We start from the raw sequence: 16,496 nt of genomic DNA on the forward strand, positions 1-16,496 counted from the left end.
GCGCCGCACCGGCAGCCGCCCGGCGGGCCGGCGGAGCGCCCTCCGCGGGACCGTCGGCGGGCGGCGCGGCGGGCGCGTGCGCCTCGTCGGCCCGGACGGCGGCGCCGCTCCGCCCGGCCCGGCCGCCGCCGCGCGCCGCGAGCTCGCTCAACCGCTCGTGCAGCGCCGCGGCCGGCGGGCGCTCGGACGGCTCCTTGGCCAGGCAGGCGCGCACCAGCGGTGCCAGCACCGGCGGGATGCCGGTCAGGTCGGGCTCCTCGTGCACCACCCGGTACAGCATCACCTCGGAGGAGGCGCCGGACCCGAACGGCGACTCCCCGGTCAGCGCGAAGGCCACCGTCGCCCCGAACGCGAACACGTCGGTGGCGGGCGTGACGGCCGCGCCGCGCACCTGCTCGGGCGCCAGGAAGCCGGGCGAGCCGACCGCGGTGCCGACGTGGGTGAGCGTGGAGGCGCCGCGCGACCAGGCGATGCCGAAGTCGATGATCCGCGGGCCCTTGGGGGAGAGCAGGATGTTCGACGGCTTGAGGTCCCGGTGCACCACCCCGGCCTCGTGCACCTTCACCAGCCCGTCGGCCAGCGCCGAGCCGATCCGGGCGGCGTCCGGCCAGGCCAGCGGCCCCTCCTCGGAGACCTGCTTGTACAGCGAGGGCCCGGGCACGTACGCGGTGGCCAGCCAGGGCCGTTCGGTCTCGATGTCGGAGCCGACCACCCGGGCCGTGCACCCGCCGCGGATCCGGGAGGCGGCGGCGATCTCCCGGGCGAACCGGGTGCGGAACTCGGCGTCCTCGGCCAGCTCGGCGCGGATCAGCTTCAGTGCGACCCGCTGCCCCTTGCGGTCGGAGCCGAGGTACACCACGCCCATCCCGCCGGCGCCCAGCCGCCGGTGCAGCCGGTACGGGCCGACGATGCGGGGGTCCTCACGCCTCAGCCGCATCATTGCCATCTGCCCGTACCCGTTCCCGTTCCGTCAGCTTGTGGGATGAGGCCCCGTCGGATGTGGGGCATCGTCAGGCAACCGTCTCGGGACAGCTTACGGACAGGTGGTGGCCCCGCGTCGACACGCAACACGCGAACCGCCGGTCGGATTGTCGGATTGGTGCCGTACGCTCCGTCCCCGGACGCCCGGACCCCGCCCGCCACCGGCGGCGATCCGTGTCCGAACCGCCCGGCGCCCGCCGTTCACGCCCCGTCAGAACCCGGGCTCCGCCGCCGATCGAGCCGACCCCCAGGGGGCGCCCCCAGGGTGGTCTAGGGGTACCCGCGCACCGGTCTCCGCCTCCAGGAGTAGGCCGCCGCACCACGCCTCATCCCAGCGGAGGCGATCGGAACGGTACGCGGGCATGACGACCCGGACACCCACCCCGCCATACGGTTGTCCACAGCGAGGGCGGGCCCGCTCGTCCCCCGAGAACCCGCCCCCGCTGCCAGACCGCACCACCCGTCCCACCCCCTCCGAACCCGACCCGCAGCACCCAGCCCGGCAGGAGCCCGCACACCATGGCACCGCTCACCAGAGCCCTTCGCCGCCGCCACCTCCCCGCCACGGAGACCCGGCACCCGGTCGTCGCCCTCGCCATCGTCCTGCCCTGCGCGGTCCTGCTGCTGGCCCTGTTCGGAGCGTGGGACCAATTGGCGACCCAGACCAGAGCGGTCGCCGACCTGATCGGGCGCTGACCCCCTCATGGGGTGGGGGTCTTCGCCGGCCGGAGCCGCCCTCACAGTCGTGGACGGACTCAAGTGAGTGGCACAGGCTGCAGCTCCGGCCCACCCGATGGCCGGGAACGACACGTCGGTGAGGGCGTGCCGTTCCCGGCCACCGGTCGTTCCCGCAACGGCCCGCCGGTCGTCTCCCGCGCAACGGCAGAAACGCGCAGAAACGCCGAGAGCCGCAGTCCGGACGGACTGCGGCTCTCAACCGTGGTGCGCGATACTGGGATTGAACCAGTGACCCCTACCGTGTCAAGGTAGTGCTCTCCCGCTGAGCTAATCGCGCGGGTGCGCCAGGAATCCCCTGCTGGGAAGCCTGAGTGCGCGATACTGGGATTGAACCAGTGACCCCTACCGTGTCAAGGTAGTGCTCTCCCGCTGAGCTAATCGCGCGGGTCGATCCGAAGGACCGGGATCCGAAGACCAGTGCGCGATACTGGGATTGAACCAGTGACCCCTACCGTGTCAAGGTAGTGCTCTCCCGCTGAGCTAATCGCGCGGGGAGGGCCTCCGGTCGGAACCGGACGGCACCTCTTTGAGGTGGAGACGGGATTTGAACCCGTGTACACGGCTTTGCAGGCCGTTGCCTCGCCTCTCGGCCACTCCACCAGGCAACTCACTTCTGAAGAACGATCTTACCCGTTCTCCATCGAGCGGACGACGAGATTCGAACTCGCGACCCTCACCTTGGCAAGGTGATGCTCTACCAACTGAGCCACGTCCGCCTGTCGGCCCGGGTGCTTTCCGGTTTTCCCGGCTGCGCTCCCTGGCGACGTGTTGAACTCTAGCGGATTCCCGGCCCAGCTGAAAAATCCGTTCCCGCAGCGTGGCGCGGGGGTGGCCGCCGCATGCCGAACCGCCCCGCCCGGCCCGGGCGTTCTCCCAGGCCCCCGACCTAGACTTTCCGGTACCGGGGCGATCCCCCGGGGCCCGTCCCGCGCCCGCGCGGACCGGCGCCGCCACCAGGCCCCGCCCGGCCGGTCCCGCCGGGCGCCCGGCCCGGCGCCGCCGGCGGGCAGCACCGAAATCCGCGCAGGAGAACCGTGTCCGGCCGCACCGCCCCCCTCAGCCCCGACCAGCCGATGGCCCGCTTCGCCGGCCGCCTCGCCACCGGACTGCGCGAAGTCAGCCACGACCCGGCCGTCCTTGACCGCGGCGGGTTCTGGGCCGTCGCCCACGACTTCGAGGGCCGCCTCACCTGCGCCCGGTTCGCCGACGTCCGCCCCGACCCGGCCCCGCCCGCCACCGCCCGCTGGCAGGGCCCCGCCCCCGCCGCCTGGCACAGCTCCCTCGACGCCGACGCCTACCGGGCCGGAGTCCGCCGGATCCGCGAGCACATCGCCGCCGGCGAGGTCTACCAGGCCAACCTCTGCCGGGTGTTGAGCGCCCCGCTGCCCGACCCCGCCCGCACCGACATCGACGCCCTCACCGGCCTGCTCGCCGCCCACAACCCCGCGCCGTACGCAGGAACGATCCGCCTCCCCGAGCACGGCGTCGAGATCGCCACCGCCTCCCCCGAGCTCTACCTCGCCCGCCGCGGCCGCACCGTCCGCTCCGGCCCGATCAAGGGCACCGGCCGCACCGAGCACGACCTGCTCGACAAGGACCACGCCGAGAACGTGATGATCGTCGACCTGGTCCGCAACGACCTCGGCCGGGTCTGCGGGACCGGCACCGTCACCGTCCCCGACCTCTGCGCCGTCGAGAAGCACCCCGGCCTGGTCCACCTGGTCTCCACCGTCGAGGGCACCCTGCGCCCCGACGCCGGCTGGCCCGAGCTCTTCGCCGCCACCTTCCCGCCCGGATCCGTCACCGGCGCCCCCAAGAGCAGCGCCCTGCGGATCATCGACGCCCTGGAGACCGCCCCCCGCGGCCCCTACTGCGGCGCCGTCGGCTGGGTCGACGCCGACCGCGGCGAGGCCGAACTCGCCGTCGGCATCCGCTCCTTCTGGATCGAACGCCCCGCCACCGGCGCCCCCGTCCTCAAGTTCGGCACCGGCGCCGGCATCACCTGGGACTCCGACCCCGACCGCGAATGGCGGGAAACCGAGCTCAAAGCCGCCCGACTGGTGGCGATAGCCTCCACCGGCACCCCCGAAACACCCGAAGGAGCAAGCCGCCGATGATCTGGGTCAACGGAACCCTCAGCACCGAGGACACCGCCGCACTCCCCGTCCTCGACCACGGACTCACCGTCGGCGACGGCGTCTTCGAAACCGTCAAGGCCGAGCACGGCGAACTCTTCGCCCTCACCCGGCACCTCGACCGCCTCACCCGCTCCGCCCGCGGCCTCGGCCTCCCCGACCCCGACCACGACCTGGTCCGCGAAGCCTGCGCCGCCGTCCTCGCCGCCAAGTCGCTGCCGCTCGGCCGCCTGCGCATCACCTACACCGGCGGCACCTCCCCGCTCGGCTCCGAACGCGGCACCGCCGCCCCCAGCCTGGTCGTCGCCCTCGGCAGCGCCCACCCCCGCCCCGAGACCACCGCGGTCGTCACCGTCCCCTGGCGCCGCAACGAGCACTCCGCCGTCACCGGCCTCAAGACCACCTCCTACGCCGAGAACGTCGTCGCCCTCGCCGCCGCCCACCGGGCCGGCGCCAGCGAGGCCCTCCTCGCCAACACCGCCGGCCTGCTCTGCGAGGGCACCGGCTCCAACGTCTTCCTGGTCCTCGACGGCCGCCTGGTCACCCCCACCCTCGCCTCCGGCTGCCTGGCCGGCATCACCCGCCACCTGGTCGTCGACTGGACCGGCGCCGAGGAGGCCGACGTCCCGATCGAGGCCCTCGCCGAAGCCGAGGAGGTCTTCCTGACCTCCACCCTCCGCGACGTCCAGGCCGTCACCCGGATCGACGACCGCGAACTCCCCGGCGTCGGCCCGGTCACCCGCAAGGCCATGGAGGTCTTCGCCGAACGCGCCGCCCAGGACCGCGACCCGGTCTGAACACCGGCGGCAGCACGGGGATAGAAGAACGTCCGGGGCGGGAAAGGGAGACGGCATGACCACCACGTTGCGGCCCGACGGGCCCGAGGAAGCGGGCGTCGGCGGCGGGCGGACGCAGCGCTGGCACATCATGGTGAACGGCCGCCGGGCGGGCGGCCTGCGCACCAACGCGTGGGCCCGCACCGGCCAGTACCCCGGCGAGATCTGCGAACTCGAAGTGGCCGAACCGGACCGCCGCCGCGGCCGCGCCACCGTCGCCGCCCTGGCCGCCGAGGAGGTCCTCCGCTACTGGGGCTGCGCCCGCGCCCAGGTCACCGTCCCGGCCGGAGCCACCGTCGCCCTGCACCTCGCGCACACCCTCGGCTACACCGAACAGATGCGCAACCTCGGCAAGGACCTCGCCCAACTCCCGCCGATACCAGAGGGATTGACGGACCGTCCGATCACCGCCGAGGAGTACCCGGACTGGCGCCGGGACGCCGTCGCCGGCTACCGCGAGGAACTGCTCACCGCCGGCCTCGGCCCCGACGAGGCCACCGCCCGCGCCGAGAACGACCACCGCCGCGCCCTCCCGGTCGGCCCCGGCACCGTCGGCACCGTGCTGCGCCACCTGCTGGACGCCGACGGCCGCGTCCTCGGCAGCATCTGGGTCACCCTCCACCAGGACCGCCTCCCCGACGGCAGCCCGCTCGCCTGGGTGATGCTGGTCAAGGTCGCCCCCGAACACCGCGGCCGGGGCCACGGCCGCACCCTCATGCACATCGCCGAACGCGAGTGCCTGCGGGCCGGCGTCCGCCACCTCGGCCTCAACGTCTTCCGCGACAACGGGGTGGCGATCGGGCTGTACGAGTCGCTCGGCTACCGGACCACCCGGCACCTGCTCAGCAAACCCCTGGGCTGACCACCCCGCCGCCCCGGGCCGCCCTCAGCCGTTCAGCAGCTCGACGATCCGCTCCCGCAGCCCCTCCTGCGACTGCCCGCCGTCCAGCCGCTTCCCGGCCACCACGTACGTCGGCGTGCCCTTGACCCCGATCGCCCGGCCCTCCGCCACGTCCGAGTCGACCCACAGCATGTGCCGCCCGTCGACCAGCGCGGTGTCCACCTCGTCCGCGTCCACGCCCACCGCACCGGCGATCTCCACCAGCACCGGAGCCCCGCCCCGCTCGACGTCCGCCAGCCGCTCCAGCACGGCCTCCACGAACTCCCAGCCGCGCCCCTGCTCGAACGCCTCCGCCGCCGCCTCGGCCGCCGGGTACGCGTACTTGTGCTTCTCCAGCGGGAAGTGCCGCAGCTCGACGGTCAGCGCGTCACCGAACCGCTCCCGCAGCGCCCGGACGTCGTCCAGCGCGGTACGGCAGTCGGGGCACAGCAGGTCGCACCAGAACTCGACACGGGGCAGCGAGGAATCACTCATGCCGCCAAGTCTCCCAGGTCGGCGGCGCCCCGCCGACCGCCGCCTCAGCGCCCCGGGGCCGGCACCGCCTCCGCCTCGGCCGCGGCCTCCGCCGAGCGCTGCCGGGCCCGGTACGCGGCGACGTGCAGCCGGTTGCCGCAGGTGCGGCTGTCGCAGTAGCGGCGCGAACGGTTGCGGGACAGGTCGACGAAGACCCGGGCGCAGCTCGGCGCCTCGCAGCGGCGCAGCCGCTCCAGCTCGCCGGCCATCACGATGAACGCCAGCGCCATGCTCAGCTCGGCGGCCAGGTGCCGGCCGATCGCGGCGTGCGGGGCGAAGTAGTGGATGTGCCAGCCGTGGTGGTCGTGGTTGGTCAGCCGGGGCGTGGTCCCGGCCTCCGCGACCAGGGCGTTCACCAGCCCGGCGGCCCGCTCGACCGACCCGGCCGAGAACACCTCGCGCAGCCGGGAGCGCAGCTCGTGCACGGCCGCCAGGTCCGCCGGACCGAGCGAGTCGATCTCGCTGATCTCCTGCCGGACCACGAACGCGCTCAGCGCCGCCACGTCGGGCAGCTGTTCGCTGCCGCACGCCTCCGGCGCCGTGTTCAGCAGCTCCACCAGGATGCTCAGCGCGCACTCGGTGTCATGGGTGATCAGCACGTGGGGGCTCCTCACGCGGCGCCGGCCGGGGGCCGTCGCGTCGGTCATCGCGCGCCGACTCTACCGGCCCGGGCCGCCACCGGGGCGGGTGCGCGGGCCGGGACGTGACCAGGCCGTGACGTGAAGCGACCGGATCCGACCGGACGCGGCCCGGACCCGGACGTGACTGGGCCCCGGGCGTCCGCTCCGGTGGGAGGGACGCCCGGGGCCGGCCCCGAGGCCGCCGTGGCGGCTGCGAGCTGCGACCGTGCCCCCGAGTAGGACGGTGCGCATCGAGGCGTTCCCGCCGCCGCGCGACGGCGGGCCGTACTCGTTCGGGGCTCAGTTCTCGGCGAGGATGTGGGAAAGCTCCCGGTCGAGGTCGAAGTGACGGTGTTCGGTGCCGGGGGGCACCGCGGCGTCCGTCCGCTTGAGGAAGGACTCAAGCGCCCGGGCCGGGGCCTCCAGCAGGGCCTCTCCTTCCGGAGAGCTCAGGGCGATGCAAACCACGCCTTGACCGTGGCTGCGGGACGGCCACACCCGGACGTCGCCGGTACCGGTCGGTCGGTGCAGCCCCTCCGCGAGGAGGTCGCGGGCGAACACCCACTCCACGGTCTCGTCTGCTCCGGTGTGGAACGTCGCGTGCACGGCATAGGGGTCGGCAGTGTCGTAGCGCAGGCCCGCGGGGACGGGCAGTGACGACTCGCTGGACACGATGAGGCGCAGGTGCAGCTCGCAGCTGACCGTGGTGTTCATAAGCGCCAGGGCCTTTCGCTCAGTGTGCGCTCGGGGAATCGCACGTCGGCGAACGGACCATCCCACCTGAAAGCCCGGTGTAAACCCGTCTGTCCCGATTCCGGTGCGAGTCGTACCCCTTCCGGCGCATTGCGGAATCCCCCGGCCGGTCCGGTCGCCCGAGCGGCGGACCGGTAACGGCAGGGCATTACCGGGGGTCGCACCGGGGCGGCCGCGGCGGGACTGGAGGAACCCACGAACCTGGCCCGGCGCGCGCCCGGCCGGCCCCCGTCCGGCCAGGCCCGGCGACCGCCCCGACCGGGGGCGTCACTCGGCGTGCCCGGCCCGCGCCGCTGGTCGGGGCGGTCGGGCGGGGGCCGGCCCCGGGGGCGGGGGAGCGGGGCGGGCGCGGCGGTGGCGAGGGTGTTCGGAGCACCCGCGCGGATGGGGTAATGTTTTCCCTGCACCCGGGCGATTAGCTCAGCGGGAGAGCACTTCGTTCACACCGAAGGGGTCACTGGTTCGATCCCAGTATCGCCCACCGGAATGCACAGGCGTAGGGCTCCGACTTGTTTATCAGGTCGGGGCCCTACGCCTTTTCCGCGTGCCGGGCGCCGAGTTCTGACGGTCATTCAACGTGCCGTCCCGGAACGGGAACTGGGGGACCGTCCGGGGAACGGATTGTGAACCGGGGCCCAAGTGGTGCTACAGTTCTTCTCGTTGCCCGGGCGATTAGCTCAGCGGGAGAGCACTTCGTTCACACCGAAGGGGTCACTGGTTCGATCCCAGTATCGCCCACCGAGCACCAACCGCAGGCCCCGACCACGCTGTCGGGGCCTGCGGCGTTTCCCGGGCCGGGCGGTCCCGACGGGGCGTCAGGCCGCCAACTCGCAGGCGTGGCCCGGCTCCAGGCGCCCGCCGCAGTGGCAGCGGGCCGGGCGCATCGGCCAGGCCGTGTCCACCCGTTCCGGGGTGCCCGCGCGCTCGAACCACCGCTCCAGGCCGCGTGCCTGCGCCGCGTGCCACACCGCCTGCCGCAGGTGCAGCTCGGCCGGCGTCAGCGCACCGAGGCGCGCCTCGTGCCGGGAGGCCACCGCGCGCACCAGGTCCATCGCCGCCAGCGCGTCCGCCGCCGCGTCGTGCGCGCCCACCAGCGAGACCCCGTAGTGCGCGCACAGGTCGGTCAGCGTGCGGCGGCCCTTGCGGTAGCGGTCCAGCTGCTTGTCCAGCACCCGCGGGTCGAGCACCAGCAGCTCCGCGCCGCCCAGCACCTCCGGCAGCGAACCCGCCCCGTGCCGGCGCAACTCCCGGTCCAGCAGCGTCAGATCGTACGGAGCGTTCATCACCACCAGCGGCACGCCCGCCCGGGACTGCTCGGCCAGGGCCAGCGCCACCTCCACCGCGACCGCCCGCGGCGGCCGGCCGTACGCCCGCACCTGCTCGTCCGAGATGCCGTGCACCGCGCGGGCCGGCTCCGGGATCGGCACCCCCGGATTCGCCAGCCACGTCCGGACGGCGGCCTCCCGGCCCGGTGCGGGCTGCACCACCAGGGCGGCCGAAACGATTCTGTCCCGCTCGACGTCGACACCCGTGGTCTCGGTGTCGAAGGACGCCAGCGGGCCGCGGTACCAGGAACGGATCTGCTGCATGACGCCCCCTCAGACGCCGCACGGTCCTTGCCGGGCGGCCGCTGCCACCGAGGACCGGTGCAGCGGCAGCGCCGTGCAGGAGTGATACCGCACTTGGCGGGCGGCCAACCGTCCCGGCGGCCGGATCGTCGCGGAACGTGACCGGACGATCACCCGGGCCGCGAACGGGCCTTGGCGACGGGGACGCGGCCCGGCTCGGTACCATGCACGGTGCAGCGGTTCAGCTGCGCCACGGTAGCCAGAACGTCAGGAGAGACCGGTGACGGACGTCCGGATCATCATCAACCGCGAACCCGATCGGGAAGAGCGCGTGGTGACCACGGGCACTACGGCCGCCGAGCTCTTCGCCGACGACCGCGCCGTGATCGCCGCCCGGATCGGCGGCCAGCTCAAGGACCTCGCCCACGTCGTCCGGGACGGCGACGAGGTCGAACCCGTCGTGATCTCCAGCCCCGACGGCCTCGACATCCTGCGGCACTCCACCGCCCACGTGATGGCCCAGGCCGTCCAGCAGGTCTTCCCCGAGGCCAAGCTCGGCATCGGCCCGCCCGTCCGGGACGGCTTCTACTACGACTTCGACGTCGAGCGGCCGTTCCAGCCGGACGACCTCAAGACCATCGAGAAGAAGATGCAGGAGATCATCAAGCGGGGGCAGAAGTTCTCCCGCCGCGTGGTCACCGACGAGGCCGCTCGCGAGGAGCTCGCCAAGGAGCCCTACAAGCTCGAACTGATCGGCCTCAAGGGCTCGGCCGCCACGGCCGGCGAGGGCGCCGACGTCGAGGTCGGCGCCGGCGAGCTCACCATCTACGACAACCTCGACCCGAAGACCGGCGAGCTCTGCTGGGGCGACCTCTGCCGCGGCCCGCACCTGCCCAGCACCCGGCACATCCCGGCGTTCAAGCTGATGCGCTCGGCCGCCGCGTACTGGCGCGGCAGCGAGAAGAACCCCATGCTGCAGCGCCTCTACGGCACCGCGTGGCCCACCAAGGACGAGCTCAAGGCCCACCTCGACTTCCTCGAGGAGGCCGCCAAGCGCGACCACCGCAAGCTCGGCAACGAGCTCGACCTGTTCTCGATCCCCGAGCAGATCGGCTCCGGCCTCGCCGTCTTCCACCCCAAGGGCGGCATCATCCGCCGCACCATGGAGGACTACTCGCGCAAGCGGCACGAGGAGGAGGGCTACGAGTTCGTCTACACCCCCCACGCCACCAAGGGGAAGCTGTTCGAGACCAGCGGCCACCTCGACTGGTACGCCGACGGCATGTACCCCCCCATGCAGCTGGACGAGGGCGTCGACTACTACCTCAAGCCGATGAACTGCCCGATGCACAACCTGATCTTCGACGCGCGCGGCCGCTCCTACCGCGAACTGCCGCTGCGCCTCTTCGAGTTCGGGACGGTCTACCGCTACGAGAAGTCCGGCGTCGTGCACGGCCTGACCCGCGCCCGCGGCTTCACCCAGGACGACGCGCACATCTACTGCACCCGTGAGCAGATGGCCGACGAGCTGGACCGCACGCTGACCTTCGTGCTGGACCTGCTGCGCGACTACGGCCTGAACGACTTCTACCTGGAGCTGTCCACCAAGGACCCGGAGAAGTTCGTCGGGTCGGACGAGGACTGGGAGGAGGCCACCGCCGTCCTGGCCAGCGTGGCCGAGAAGCAGGGCCTGCCGCTGGTGCCGGACCCGGGCGGCGCGGCCTTCTACGGCCCGAAGATCTCGGTGCAGGCGCGCGACGCGATCGGGCGGACCTGGCAGATGTCGACCGTCCAGCTCGACTTCAACCTGCCGAACCGCTTCGACCTCGAGTACACCGCGGCGGACGGTTCGCGGCAGCGGCCGGTCATGATCCACCGGGCGCTGTTCGGCTCGATCGAGCGCTTCTTCGCGGTGCTGCTGGAGCACTACGCGGGCGCCATGCCGCCGTGGCTGGCCCCGGTCACCGTCACCGGCATCCCGATCACCGACGAGCACGTGCCGTACCTGCTGGACGTGGCGGCCGAGCTGAAGAAGCACGGGATCCGGGTCGAGGTCGACACCTCGGACGACCGGATGCAGAAGAAGATCCGCAACGCCCAGAAGACCAAGGTGCCGTTCATGCTGATCGCGGGCAACGACGACGTCGAGGCCGGCGCGGTGTCGTTCCGCTACCGCAGTGGCGAGCAGAAGAACGGCGTGCCGAAGGCCGAGGCGATCGCGGAGATCGTCGAGGCGGTGCGCAGCCGGGTGCAGGTCTGAGACCTGCGGGACTGACGTGACGGTGCGGGGCGGCCTCCTTCGGGAGGGCGCCCCGCACTGCTCTGTTCGTGGGCCGTGGCGCTTATGCTGGCGGGCATGACGAGTGAGCCGGAACTGCAGCGGGGCGTGGGGGAGCCGGACGGCTTCCGTCGCCTGTGGACACCCCACCGGATGGCGTACATCCAGGGCGAGAACAAGCCCACCGGGCCGGCTCCCGACGACGGTTGTCCGTTCTGCTCGATCCCGAAGCTGAGCGACGAGGACGGGCTGATCGTGCAGCGCGGCGAGTCGGTGTTCGCGGTGCTGAACCTGTACCCGTACAACGGCGGGCACTTGATGGTGGTGCCGTACCGGCACGTCGCGGACTACACCGAGCTGGACGGGCCGGAGACGGCCGAGCTGGGGGAGTTCACCAAGAAGGCGATGACGGCGCTGCGGGCGGCGTCGGGGGCGCACGGGTTCAACATCGGGATGAACCAGGGGGCGGCCGCGGGTGCCGGGATCGCCGCGCACCTGCACCAGCACGTGGTGCCGCGCTGGGGCGGGGACACGAACTTCATGCCGGTGGTGGGGCAGACCAAGGTGCTGCCGCAGCTGCTGGCGGACACCCGGAAGATGCTGTCCGAGGTGTGGCCGGTCTGACAGCGGCTCAGGGGCGTGCGGGAGGGTTCCCGTACGCCCCTGCTGCTCGTGCGGCGGGTCCGGTCAGCCGGCGTCGTACTTGTCGGCGCGGAACGGGCGGGTGCCCTGGATCTCGCTGCGCAGGATGTTGGAGCGGTTGGTGATCCGGTCGGTGGCGACGTCGTGCTCCTCGAGGAACTCGATCACGGCGGCGTGGATGATGCCGACGATCGGGCGGGGCAGGTAGATGGTGTCGTCCGACTTGAAGCGGCTGTTCCAGGTCGGGTCGGCCCAGGCCTGGCGCAGGCAGAGCGGTTCGGGGAAGGCGATCGAGCCGCCGAGCCACTTCTGCAGGCCGGGGATCTTGTGGAAGGGGGCGCGGACGGCCTGCCGGACCACTTCGAGGTCGGTGACGACCGGGAGTTGGACGGTGCGGGTCTCCCAGAACCGGAAGGTCTTGGTGACGTCCTTCTCGGGGACCTTCGGCTTGCCGGTGAAGTAGCCGTTGATCGGGCCGAGGGTGTGCGGGGTGACGTGGATCTGCAGGTTGTGGGCGAGCACCATCACGTTGACGACGATGGTGGCGACCAACTGGCCCTTGTGCAGGACGAACTGGACGGCAATGCGGTGCCGGGTCTCGGCGCCGAGGCTCTGCTTGCTGGCGAGTTCCTGGACGGCGAAGTCGCGCATCCGGTCGCCGTCCATGTCGGGGCCGGAGGGGCGGCCGATCTCGTCGGCGCCCTCGCCGATGTCCAGCAGCACCCAGTGGCTGATCTGCGGGCGGGGCAGGCCGCCGTTGGGCACGTCGCTGCTGGTCAGGCCGGAGAGGCGGTCGGCGATCCGGCGGGTGAGGTCGGCGACGTGGAAGGTCCGGAAGTCGGTGTGGCCCTCGGCGGGGCGGAGGTCCTCGGCCAGGGACCACTCGGCCCAGCGGGCGCCGATGCCGAGGATGCCCTTGGGTCCGGCCTGGTGCTGGACGTTGGTGGCCTGTTCGGTGGTGAGGCGGTCCAGGCCGGCCTTGAGCGCGTTGGCCTTCTTGTCCAGGTGGTCCTTGGGGACGGCCTTGGGGACGACGGCGGCGACCGGGCTGCCGCCGACCAGGTCCCCCCAGCGGGCGCGCTGCTGCATGACGCTGGCGACCACGGTGCGCTTGGCCAGGTACCAGCCGAGGACCGGGCCGAGCATCACCACCCGGAAGTAGAGGCCGAGCGGGCCGCCGAAGGGCGGGCGGATCAGCAGCAGGAGGGTCAGGCCGAGGGCGAGCAGCAGGGCCAGGGTGCCGATGAAGCCGTCCTTGGCGGCGGACTTCTTGCTGCCGAGCCAGGCGCGGGCCTGGTAGGCGGCCAGCCAGACCAGGGTGCCGGGCAGGAAGAGCAGGCCGAAGAGCAGGCTGAGGCCGGCCAGCTTGCGGTCCCGGGCCTCGCGGAGGTCCTCGGCGGCCAGGCAGTGCTCGACGACCATCCGGACGTCGGTGCCGTGCGAGGGGACGAGCGGTTTGCGGCCGCCGCCGAGGGTGCGGTCGATCAGGGCGCGGCTGAAGGCCTCGCCGGCGCTGGGGCGGAAGAGCGCGAACTTGCCCTTCTTGACCGTGACTCCGGTGAGGACTTCCAGTTCGGTGTAGTCGCCGTTGCGGTAGGCGGCGGAGGAGAACGCCTGGGTGACCGCGGTCTGGTTGCCGACGTCCGTCCGTGGTACCTGCGCGCCCGGCGTCATGTCGAGCTGAGTCACCTGTGCAGCTCCTTCTCCCCTGATCGATCTGCGGCAGGTTACCGTGCGGGGGCCGGGCCGTGCGGATCATCGGCTGATCCTGGGTCACATATCGGCCGCGCGCGGCGTTTCCGGGGTGATGTTGCCCCGTGCGGGCGGGTTCGACGCCCCCGGTTTGTCGGCCGGTGCCGCGGGGGTGGAGGATCTCGGGCATGACGAGTGCGTACGCACCGGGGCCGGTGCTGGTTTTCGACGGTGATTGCGCGTTCTGTTCCAGCTGCGTGCGGTGGGCGGAGCGCTACCCGCGGCAGAGCCTGTCCTCGGCGGGGTGGGACGCGGTGGCGTGGCAGTTCGCGGACATGGCGGCGCTGGCGGAGTTCACCGGCGGGGAGGTGTCGGCGGAGCGGGCCTCGCGGGAGGTGCTGTGGGTGACGCCGGACCGCCGGGTGTACGGCGGGGCGCAGGCGCTGGCGCGGCTGCTGATGCGGTCGGGCGGCCTGTGGGCGTGGGCCGGCGGGGCGCTGGCGCTGGCGCCGGTGCGGCCGGTGGCGGACGTGGTCTACCGCTGGGTGGCGAAGAACCGGGACCGGATGCCGGGCGGTACTCCGGCGTGCGCGCTGCCGCGGCGTTCCTGACGGCGGGTCAGCCGTCGGCGTGCCGGGCGGCGAGGTGGGCGGGCATCGGGGCGTGCCGCAGGTAGCTGCGGGTGAACTGGCCGGTTCCGTGCGACAGCGAGCGCAGGTCGAGCGGGTAGCGGGTGAGTTCGAGCTCGGGGACCTCGGCGCGGACCAGGCTGAGGCCGGGTCCGCCGACCTCGGTGCCCAGGACGTGTCCGCGCCGGGCGGAGAGGTCGGTGAGGACGGCGCCCTGGTACTCGTCGGGGAGCAGCACGCGCACTTCGTCGACGGGTTCCAGGACGGCGACGGCGGTGTGGTCGGCGGCTTCCTTGAGGGCGAGGGCGGCGGCGGTCTGGAAGGCGGCGTCGGAGGAGTCGACGGAGTGCGCCTTGCCGTCGGTGAGGGTGACCCGGACGTCGGTCATCGGGTGGCCGTGCAGGCCCTGGGCGAGCTGGGCGCGGACGCCCTTCTCGACGGAGGGCACGAAGTGGCGGGGGACGGCGCCGCCGACGACGCGGTCGACGAATTCGAAGCCGCCGCCGGGCAGTGGTTCGACGGTGAGGTCGCAGACGGCGTACTGGCCGTGGCCGCCGGACTGCTTGACGTGCCGGCCGTGGCCGTCGGCGGGGGCGGCGAAGGTCTCGCGCAGGGCGACCCGGTAGTCGACGGTGTCGATGTGGACGCCGTGGCGGGTGGTGAGGCGGTCGAGGGTGACGGCGAGGTGGGCCTCGCCGGTGCACCACAGGACGAGCTGGTGGGTGTCGGGGTTCTGTTCGACGCGCAGGGCCGGGTCCTGGGCGGTGAGCTTGCCGAGGGCCTGGGAGAGCCTGTCCTCGTCGGCCTTGGAGTGGGCCCGGACGGCGGTGGGGAGTAGGGCTTCGGGCAGTGGCCAGGGCGGTAGGACGGTGTGGTCGGCGGTGAGGGTGTCGCCGGTGCGGGCGGCGGTGAGCTTGGTGACGGTGGCGAGGTCGCCGGCGACGGCCTGCGGGACGGGGCGCAGTTGGTGGCCGAGGGGGCTGTGCAGGGCGGTGAGGCGTTCCTCGGTGCCGTCGGGGAGGTGGGCGGCGGTGTCGGGGCGCAGGGTGCCGGTGAAGACCTTGAGCAGGCTGAGGCGGCCGAGGTAGGGGTCCTCGCCGGTGTGCACGACCTGGGCGGTGAGCGGGGCGTCCGGGTCCGGTGCGGGGAGGGCGTCGGTGCGGTCGGCGGGGGAGGGGAAGGCGTCGGCGAGCAGGTCGAGCAGGGCGTCGCAGCCGGTGCCGTCGGGGGCGGTGGCGAGGACGGGGTGCAGGGTGCCGGCCAGCAGTTCGCGGCGCAGTCCGGCGGTGAGGGCGGCGGTGTCCAGGGGCTCGCCGTCGAGGTAGCGGGCCATCAGGGCGTCGTCCTCGCCGGCCAGGGCCTCGACCAGGCGGGCGCGTTCGGCGGCCAGGTCGGGGGTGTCGCCGGGGGCGCCGTAGGTGCGGCCGGTGAGCAGGTCGGTGCTGCCGTGCAGGTGGCCGTCGCGCAGGTCGGCGTGGTGCAGGGGGCGGACGGTGTCGGGGGTGCCGAGGGTGTCCTGGAGCATCCGCAGGACGTCGTCGAGGCGGACCCGGGCGGTGTTCAGGTGGGTGAGGACGATCGCGCGGGGGAGGCGGGCGTCCTCGCACTGCTGCCACAGGGCGCGGACCGGGCGGGGGACCTCGGGGTCGGCGGCGGAGTGGACGAACAGGGCGGCTTCGGCGGCGCGCAGGGCGGCCTGGAGTTCGCCGGCGAAGTCGGCGTAGCCGGGGGCGTCGATCAGGTTGACCTTGAGGTCGCGCCAGGGGAGCGGGAGGAGGGCGAGCTGGACGGAGCGCTGCTGCTGGTGCTCGATGTCCTCCCAGTCGGCGGTGGTGGTGCCGTCGGGGACGGTGCCGGGTCTGGTCAGGACGCCGGCGGTGTGGGCGAGCGCTTCGGCGAGGGTGGTCTTCCCGGCTCCGCCGGCCCCGACCAGGGCCACGTTGCGGAGCCGGTCGGGTCGGTCGGCGGGCGGTGCGGGGGTGTGGGCCGTCCGGTCCGGCATGGCTGGCCTCCTGCCGCTCGATCAGCGTGGATACCATTGTCCGGCCGGGCGGGTCCATTCGCGCGGCCGCCCGGCGGGCAAGGTCCTGTCCGGTCGATCCTGTCGGACCAGCGCGCGGCGTTGGGCGCCCGGCTGGGCGTGCGCCCGAGCCGCCCTCGTACTGGATGTACTTGGGTGGTTCGGACGTGCGGCCAGGCGGGATGCCCGG

The 16,496-nt window shown here is 73.1% G+C and carries 14 protein-coding genes and 7 tRNA genes; 9 read left to right on the forward strand and 12 right to left on the reverse strand.

The features are described from left to right. Nucleotides 1–946, reverse strand: a 946-nt coding sequence (locus tag IH44_RS0110015; protein WP_030459101.1) for a serine/threonine-protein kinase, incomplete at its 3' end; no start/stop codon positions are given. Nucleotides 947–1,500: 554 nt separating this feature from the next. Between IH44_RS0110015 and IH44_RS46400 the strand changes: the two genes are divergently transcribed. After that, on the forward strand, nt 1,501–1,677 hold the full coding sequence (locus tag IH44_RS46400; RefSeq protein WP_157852248.1) for a hypothetical protein: 177 nt from the start codon (nt 1,501–1,503) through the stop codon (nt 1,675–1,677). A gap of 244 nt (nt 1,678–1,921) precedes the next feature. Here the strand turns inward: IH44_RS46400 and IH44_RS0110025 are convergent. From IH44_RS0110025 to IH44_RS0110045, 5 genes are all read right to left on the reverse strand, one after another. Then, nucleotides 1,922–1,996, reverse strand: a tRNA-Val gene (locus IH44_RS0110025). 35 nt (nt 1,997–2,031) lie between these two features. Beyond that, nucleotides 2,032–2,103 (reverse strand) — tRNA-Val (locus IH44_RS0110030). A 34-nt stretch (nt 2,104–2,137) separates the two neighbouring features. Beyond that, nucleotides 2,138–2,209, reverse strand: a tRNA-Val gene (locus tag IH44_RS0110035). 39 nt (nt 2,210–2,248) lie between these two features. Next, nucleotides 2,249–2,319: transfer RNA gene (locus tag IH44_RS0110040), tRNA-Cys, on the reverse strand. 43 nt (nt 2,320–2,362) lie between these two features. Further along, nucleotides 2,363–2,435 (reverse strand) — tRNA-Gly (locus IH44_RS0110045). A 357-nt stretch (nt 2,436–2,792) separates the two neighbouring features. On the opposite strand from IH44_RS0110045, the gene IH44_RS0110050 reads away from it, so the two are divergent. From IH44_RS0110050 to IH44_RS0110060, 3 genes are read left to right on the forward strand one after another with little or no spacing between them, the layout of a single operon-like run. After that, nucleotides 2,793–3,836, forward strand: coding sequence for a chorismate-binding protein (locus tag IH44_RS0110050; protein ID WP_030459102.1), 1,044 nt, complete (start codon nt 2,793–2,795; stop codon nt 3,834–3,836). Beyond that, nucleotides 3,833–4,651 (forward strand): aminotransferase class IV, encoded by an 819-nt coding sequence (locus IH44_RS0110055; protein WP_030459103.1) that lies wholly within the window; start codon nt 3,833–3,835, stop codon nt 4,649–4,651. Before IH44_RS0110050 ends, IH44_RS0110055 begins: the two co-directional genes overlap by 4 nt. A 55-nt stretch (nt 4,652–4,706) precedes the next feature. Beyond that, entirely contained in the window at nt 4,707–5,552 is an 846-nt protein-coding gene (locus tag IH44_RS0110060) for a GNAT family N-acetyltransferase (RefSeq protein WP_030459104.1), read from the forward strand. A gap of 24 nt (nt 5,553–5,576) precedes the next feature. Here IH44_RS0110060 and IH44_RS0110065 read toward each other — a convergent pair whose 3' ends face one another. The 3 genes from IH44_RS0110065 to IH44_RS0110075 all read right to left on the reverse strand — a co-directional run bounded on the left by IH44_RS0110065 (nt 5,577) and on the right by IH44_RS0110075 (nt 7,438). Next, nucleotides 5,577–6,065 carry a DsbA family protein gene (locus IH44_RS0110065; protein WP_030459105.1) on the reverse strand — a complete coding sequence of 163 codons (489 nt, stop codon included), beginning with the start codon at nt 6,063–6,065 and terminating at the stop codon, nt 5,577–5,579. A 44-nt stretch (nt 6,066–6,109) separates the two neighbouring features. Beyond that, nucleotides 6,110–6,703, reverse strand: a complete 594-nt coding sequence (locus IH44_RS0110070) for a CGNR zinc finger domain-containing protein (protein WP_030459106.1) — start codon at nt 6,701–6,703, stop codon at nt 6,110–6,112. Between the two features lie 321 nt (nt 6,704–7,024). Beyond that, the gene (locus tag IH44_RS0110075) at nt 7,025–7,438 is read right to left on the reverse strand and encodes an SsgA family sporulation/cell division regulator (RefSeq protein ID WP_030459107.1); all 414 of its coding nucleotides are present in this window, start codon (nt 7,436–7,438) and stop codon (nt 7,025–7,027) included. Nucleotides 7,439–7,886: 448 nt separating this feature from the next. Between IH44_RS0110075 and IH44_RS0110080 the strand changes: the two genes are divergently transcribed. Both IH44_RS0110080 and IH44_RS0110085 read left to right on the forward strand, forming a co-directional pair. Beyond that, nucleotides 7,887–7,958 (forward strand) — tRNA-Val (locus IH44_RS0110080). Between the two features lie 185 nt (nt 7,959–8,143). Beyond that, a tRNA-Val gene (locus IH44_RS0110085) sits at nt 8,144–8,215 on the forward strand. Between the two features lie 77 nt (nt 8,216–8,292). Here IH44_RS0110085 and IH44_RS0110090 read toward each other — a convergent pair. After that, nucleotides 8,293–9,057: an exonuclease domain-containing protein gene (locus tag IH44_RS0110090; protein WP_051816739.1), complete on the reverse strand. Its 765-nt coding sequence runs from the start codon at nt 9,055–9,057 to the stop codon at nt 8,293–8,295. Between the two features lie 268 nt (nt 9,058–9,325). Between IH44_RS0110090 and thrS the strand changes: the two genes are divergently transcribed. Both thrS and IH44_RS0110100 read left to right on the forward strand, forming a co-directional pair. Beyond that, nucleotides 9,326–11,305: a threonine--tRNA ligase gene (gene thrS / locus IH44_RS0110095; protein WP_030459109.1), complete on the forward strand. Its 1,980-nt coding sequence runs from the start codon at nt 9,326–9,328 to the stop codon at nt 11,303–11,305. Nucleotides 11,306–11,389: 84 nt separating this feature from the next. Then, nucleotides 11,390–11,947, forward strand: a complete 558-nt coding sequence (locus tag IH44_RS0110100) for an HIT domain-containing protein (protein ID WP_030459110.1) — start codon at nt 11,390–11,392, stop codon at nt 11,945–11,947. 63 nt (nt 11,948–12,010) lie between these two features. On the opposite strand, the gene IH44_RS0110105 is transcribed toward IH44_RS0110100, so the two are convergent. After that, nucleotides 12,011–13,654 carry a hypothetical protein gene (locus IH44_RS0110105; RefSeq protein ID WP_030459111.1) on the reverse strand — a complete coding sequence of 548 codons (1,644 nt, stop codon included), beginning with the start codon at nt 13,652–13,654 and terminating at the stop codon, nt 12,011–12,013. Between the two features lie 191 nt (nt 13,655–13,845). Between IH44_RS0110105 and IH44_RS0110110 the strand changes: the two genes are divergently transcribed. Next, nucleotides 13,846–14,268, forward strand: a complete 423-nt coding sequence (locus IH44_RS0110110) for a thiol-disulfide oxidoreductase DCC family protein (protein ID WP_030459112.1) — start codon at nt 13,846–13,848, stop codon at nt 14,266–14,268. Nucleotides 14,269–14,275: 7 nt separating this feature from the next. Here IH44_RS0110110 and IH44_RS0110115 read toward each other — a convergent pair whose 3' ends face one another. Beyond that, complete coding sequence (locus IH44_RS0110115) at nt 14,276–16,288, reverse strand: elongation factor G (RefSeq protein WP_030459113.1); 2,013 nt, start codon at nt 16,286–16,288, stop codon at nt 14,276–14,278. Nucleotides 16,289–16,496: the final 208 nt, after the last annotated feature.

Origin of the sequence: Kitasatospora sp. NRRL B-11411 (assembly GCF_000721345.1) — a bacterium.
In the GTDB taxonomy this organism is placed as follows: Bacteria; Actinomycetota; Actinomycetes; order Streptomycetales; family Streptomycetaceae; genus Kitasatospora; species Kitasatospora cineracea.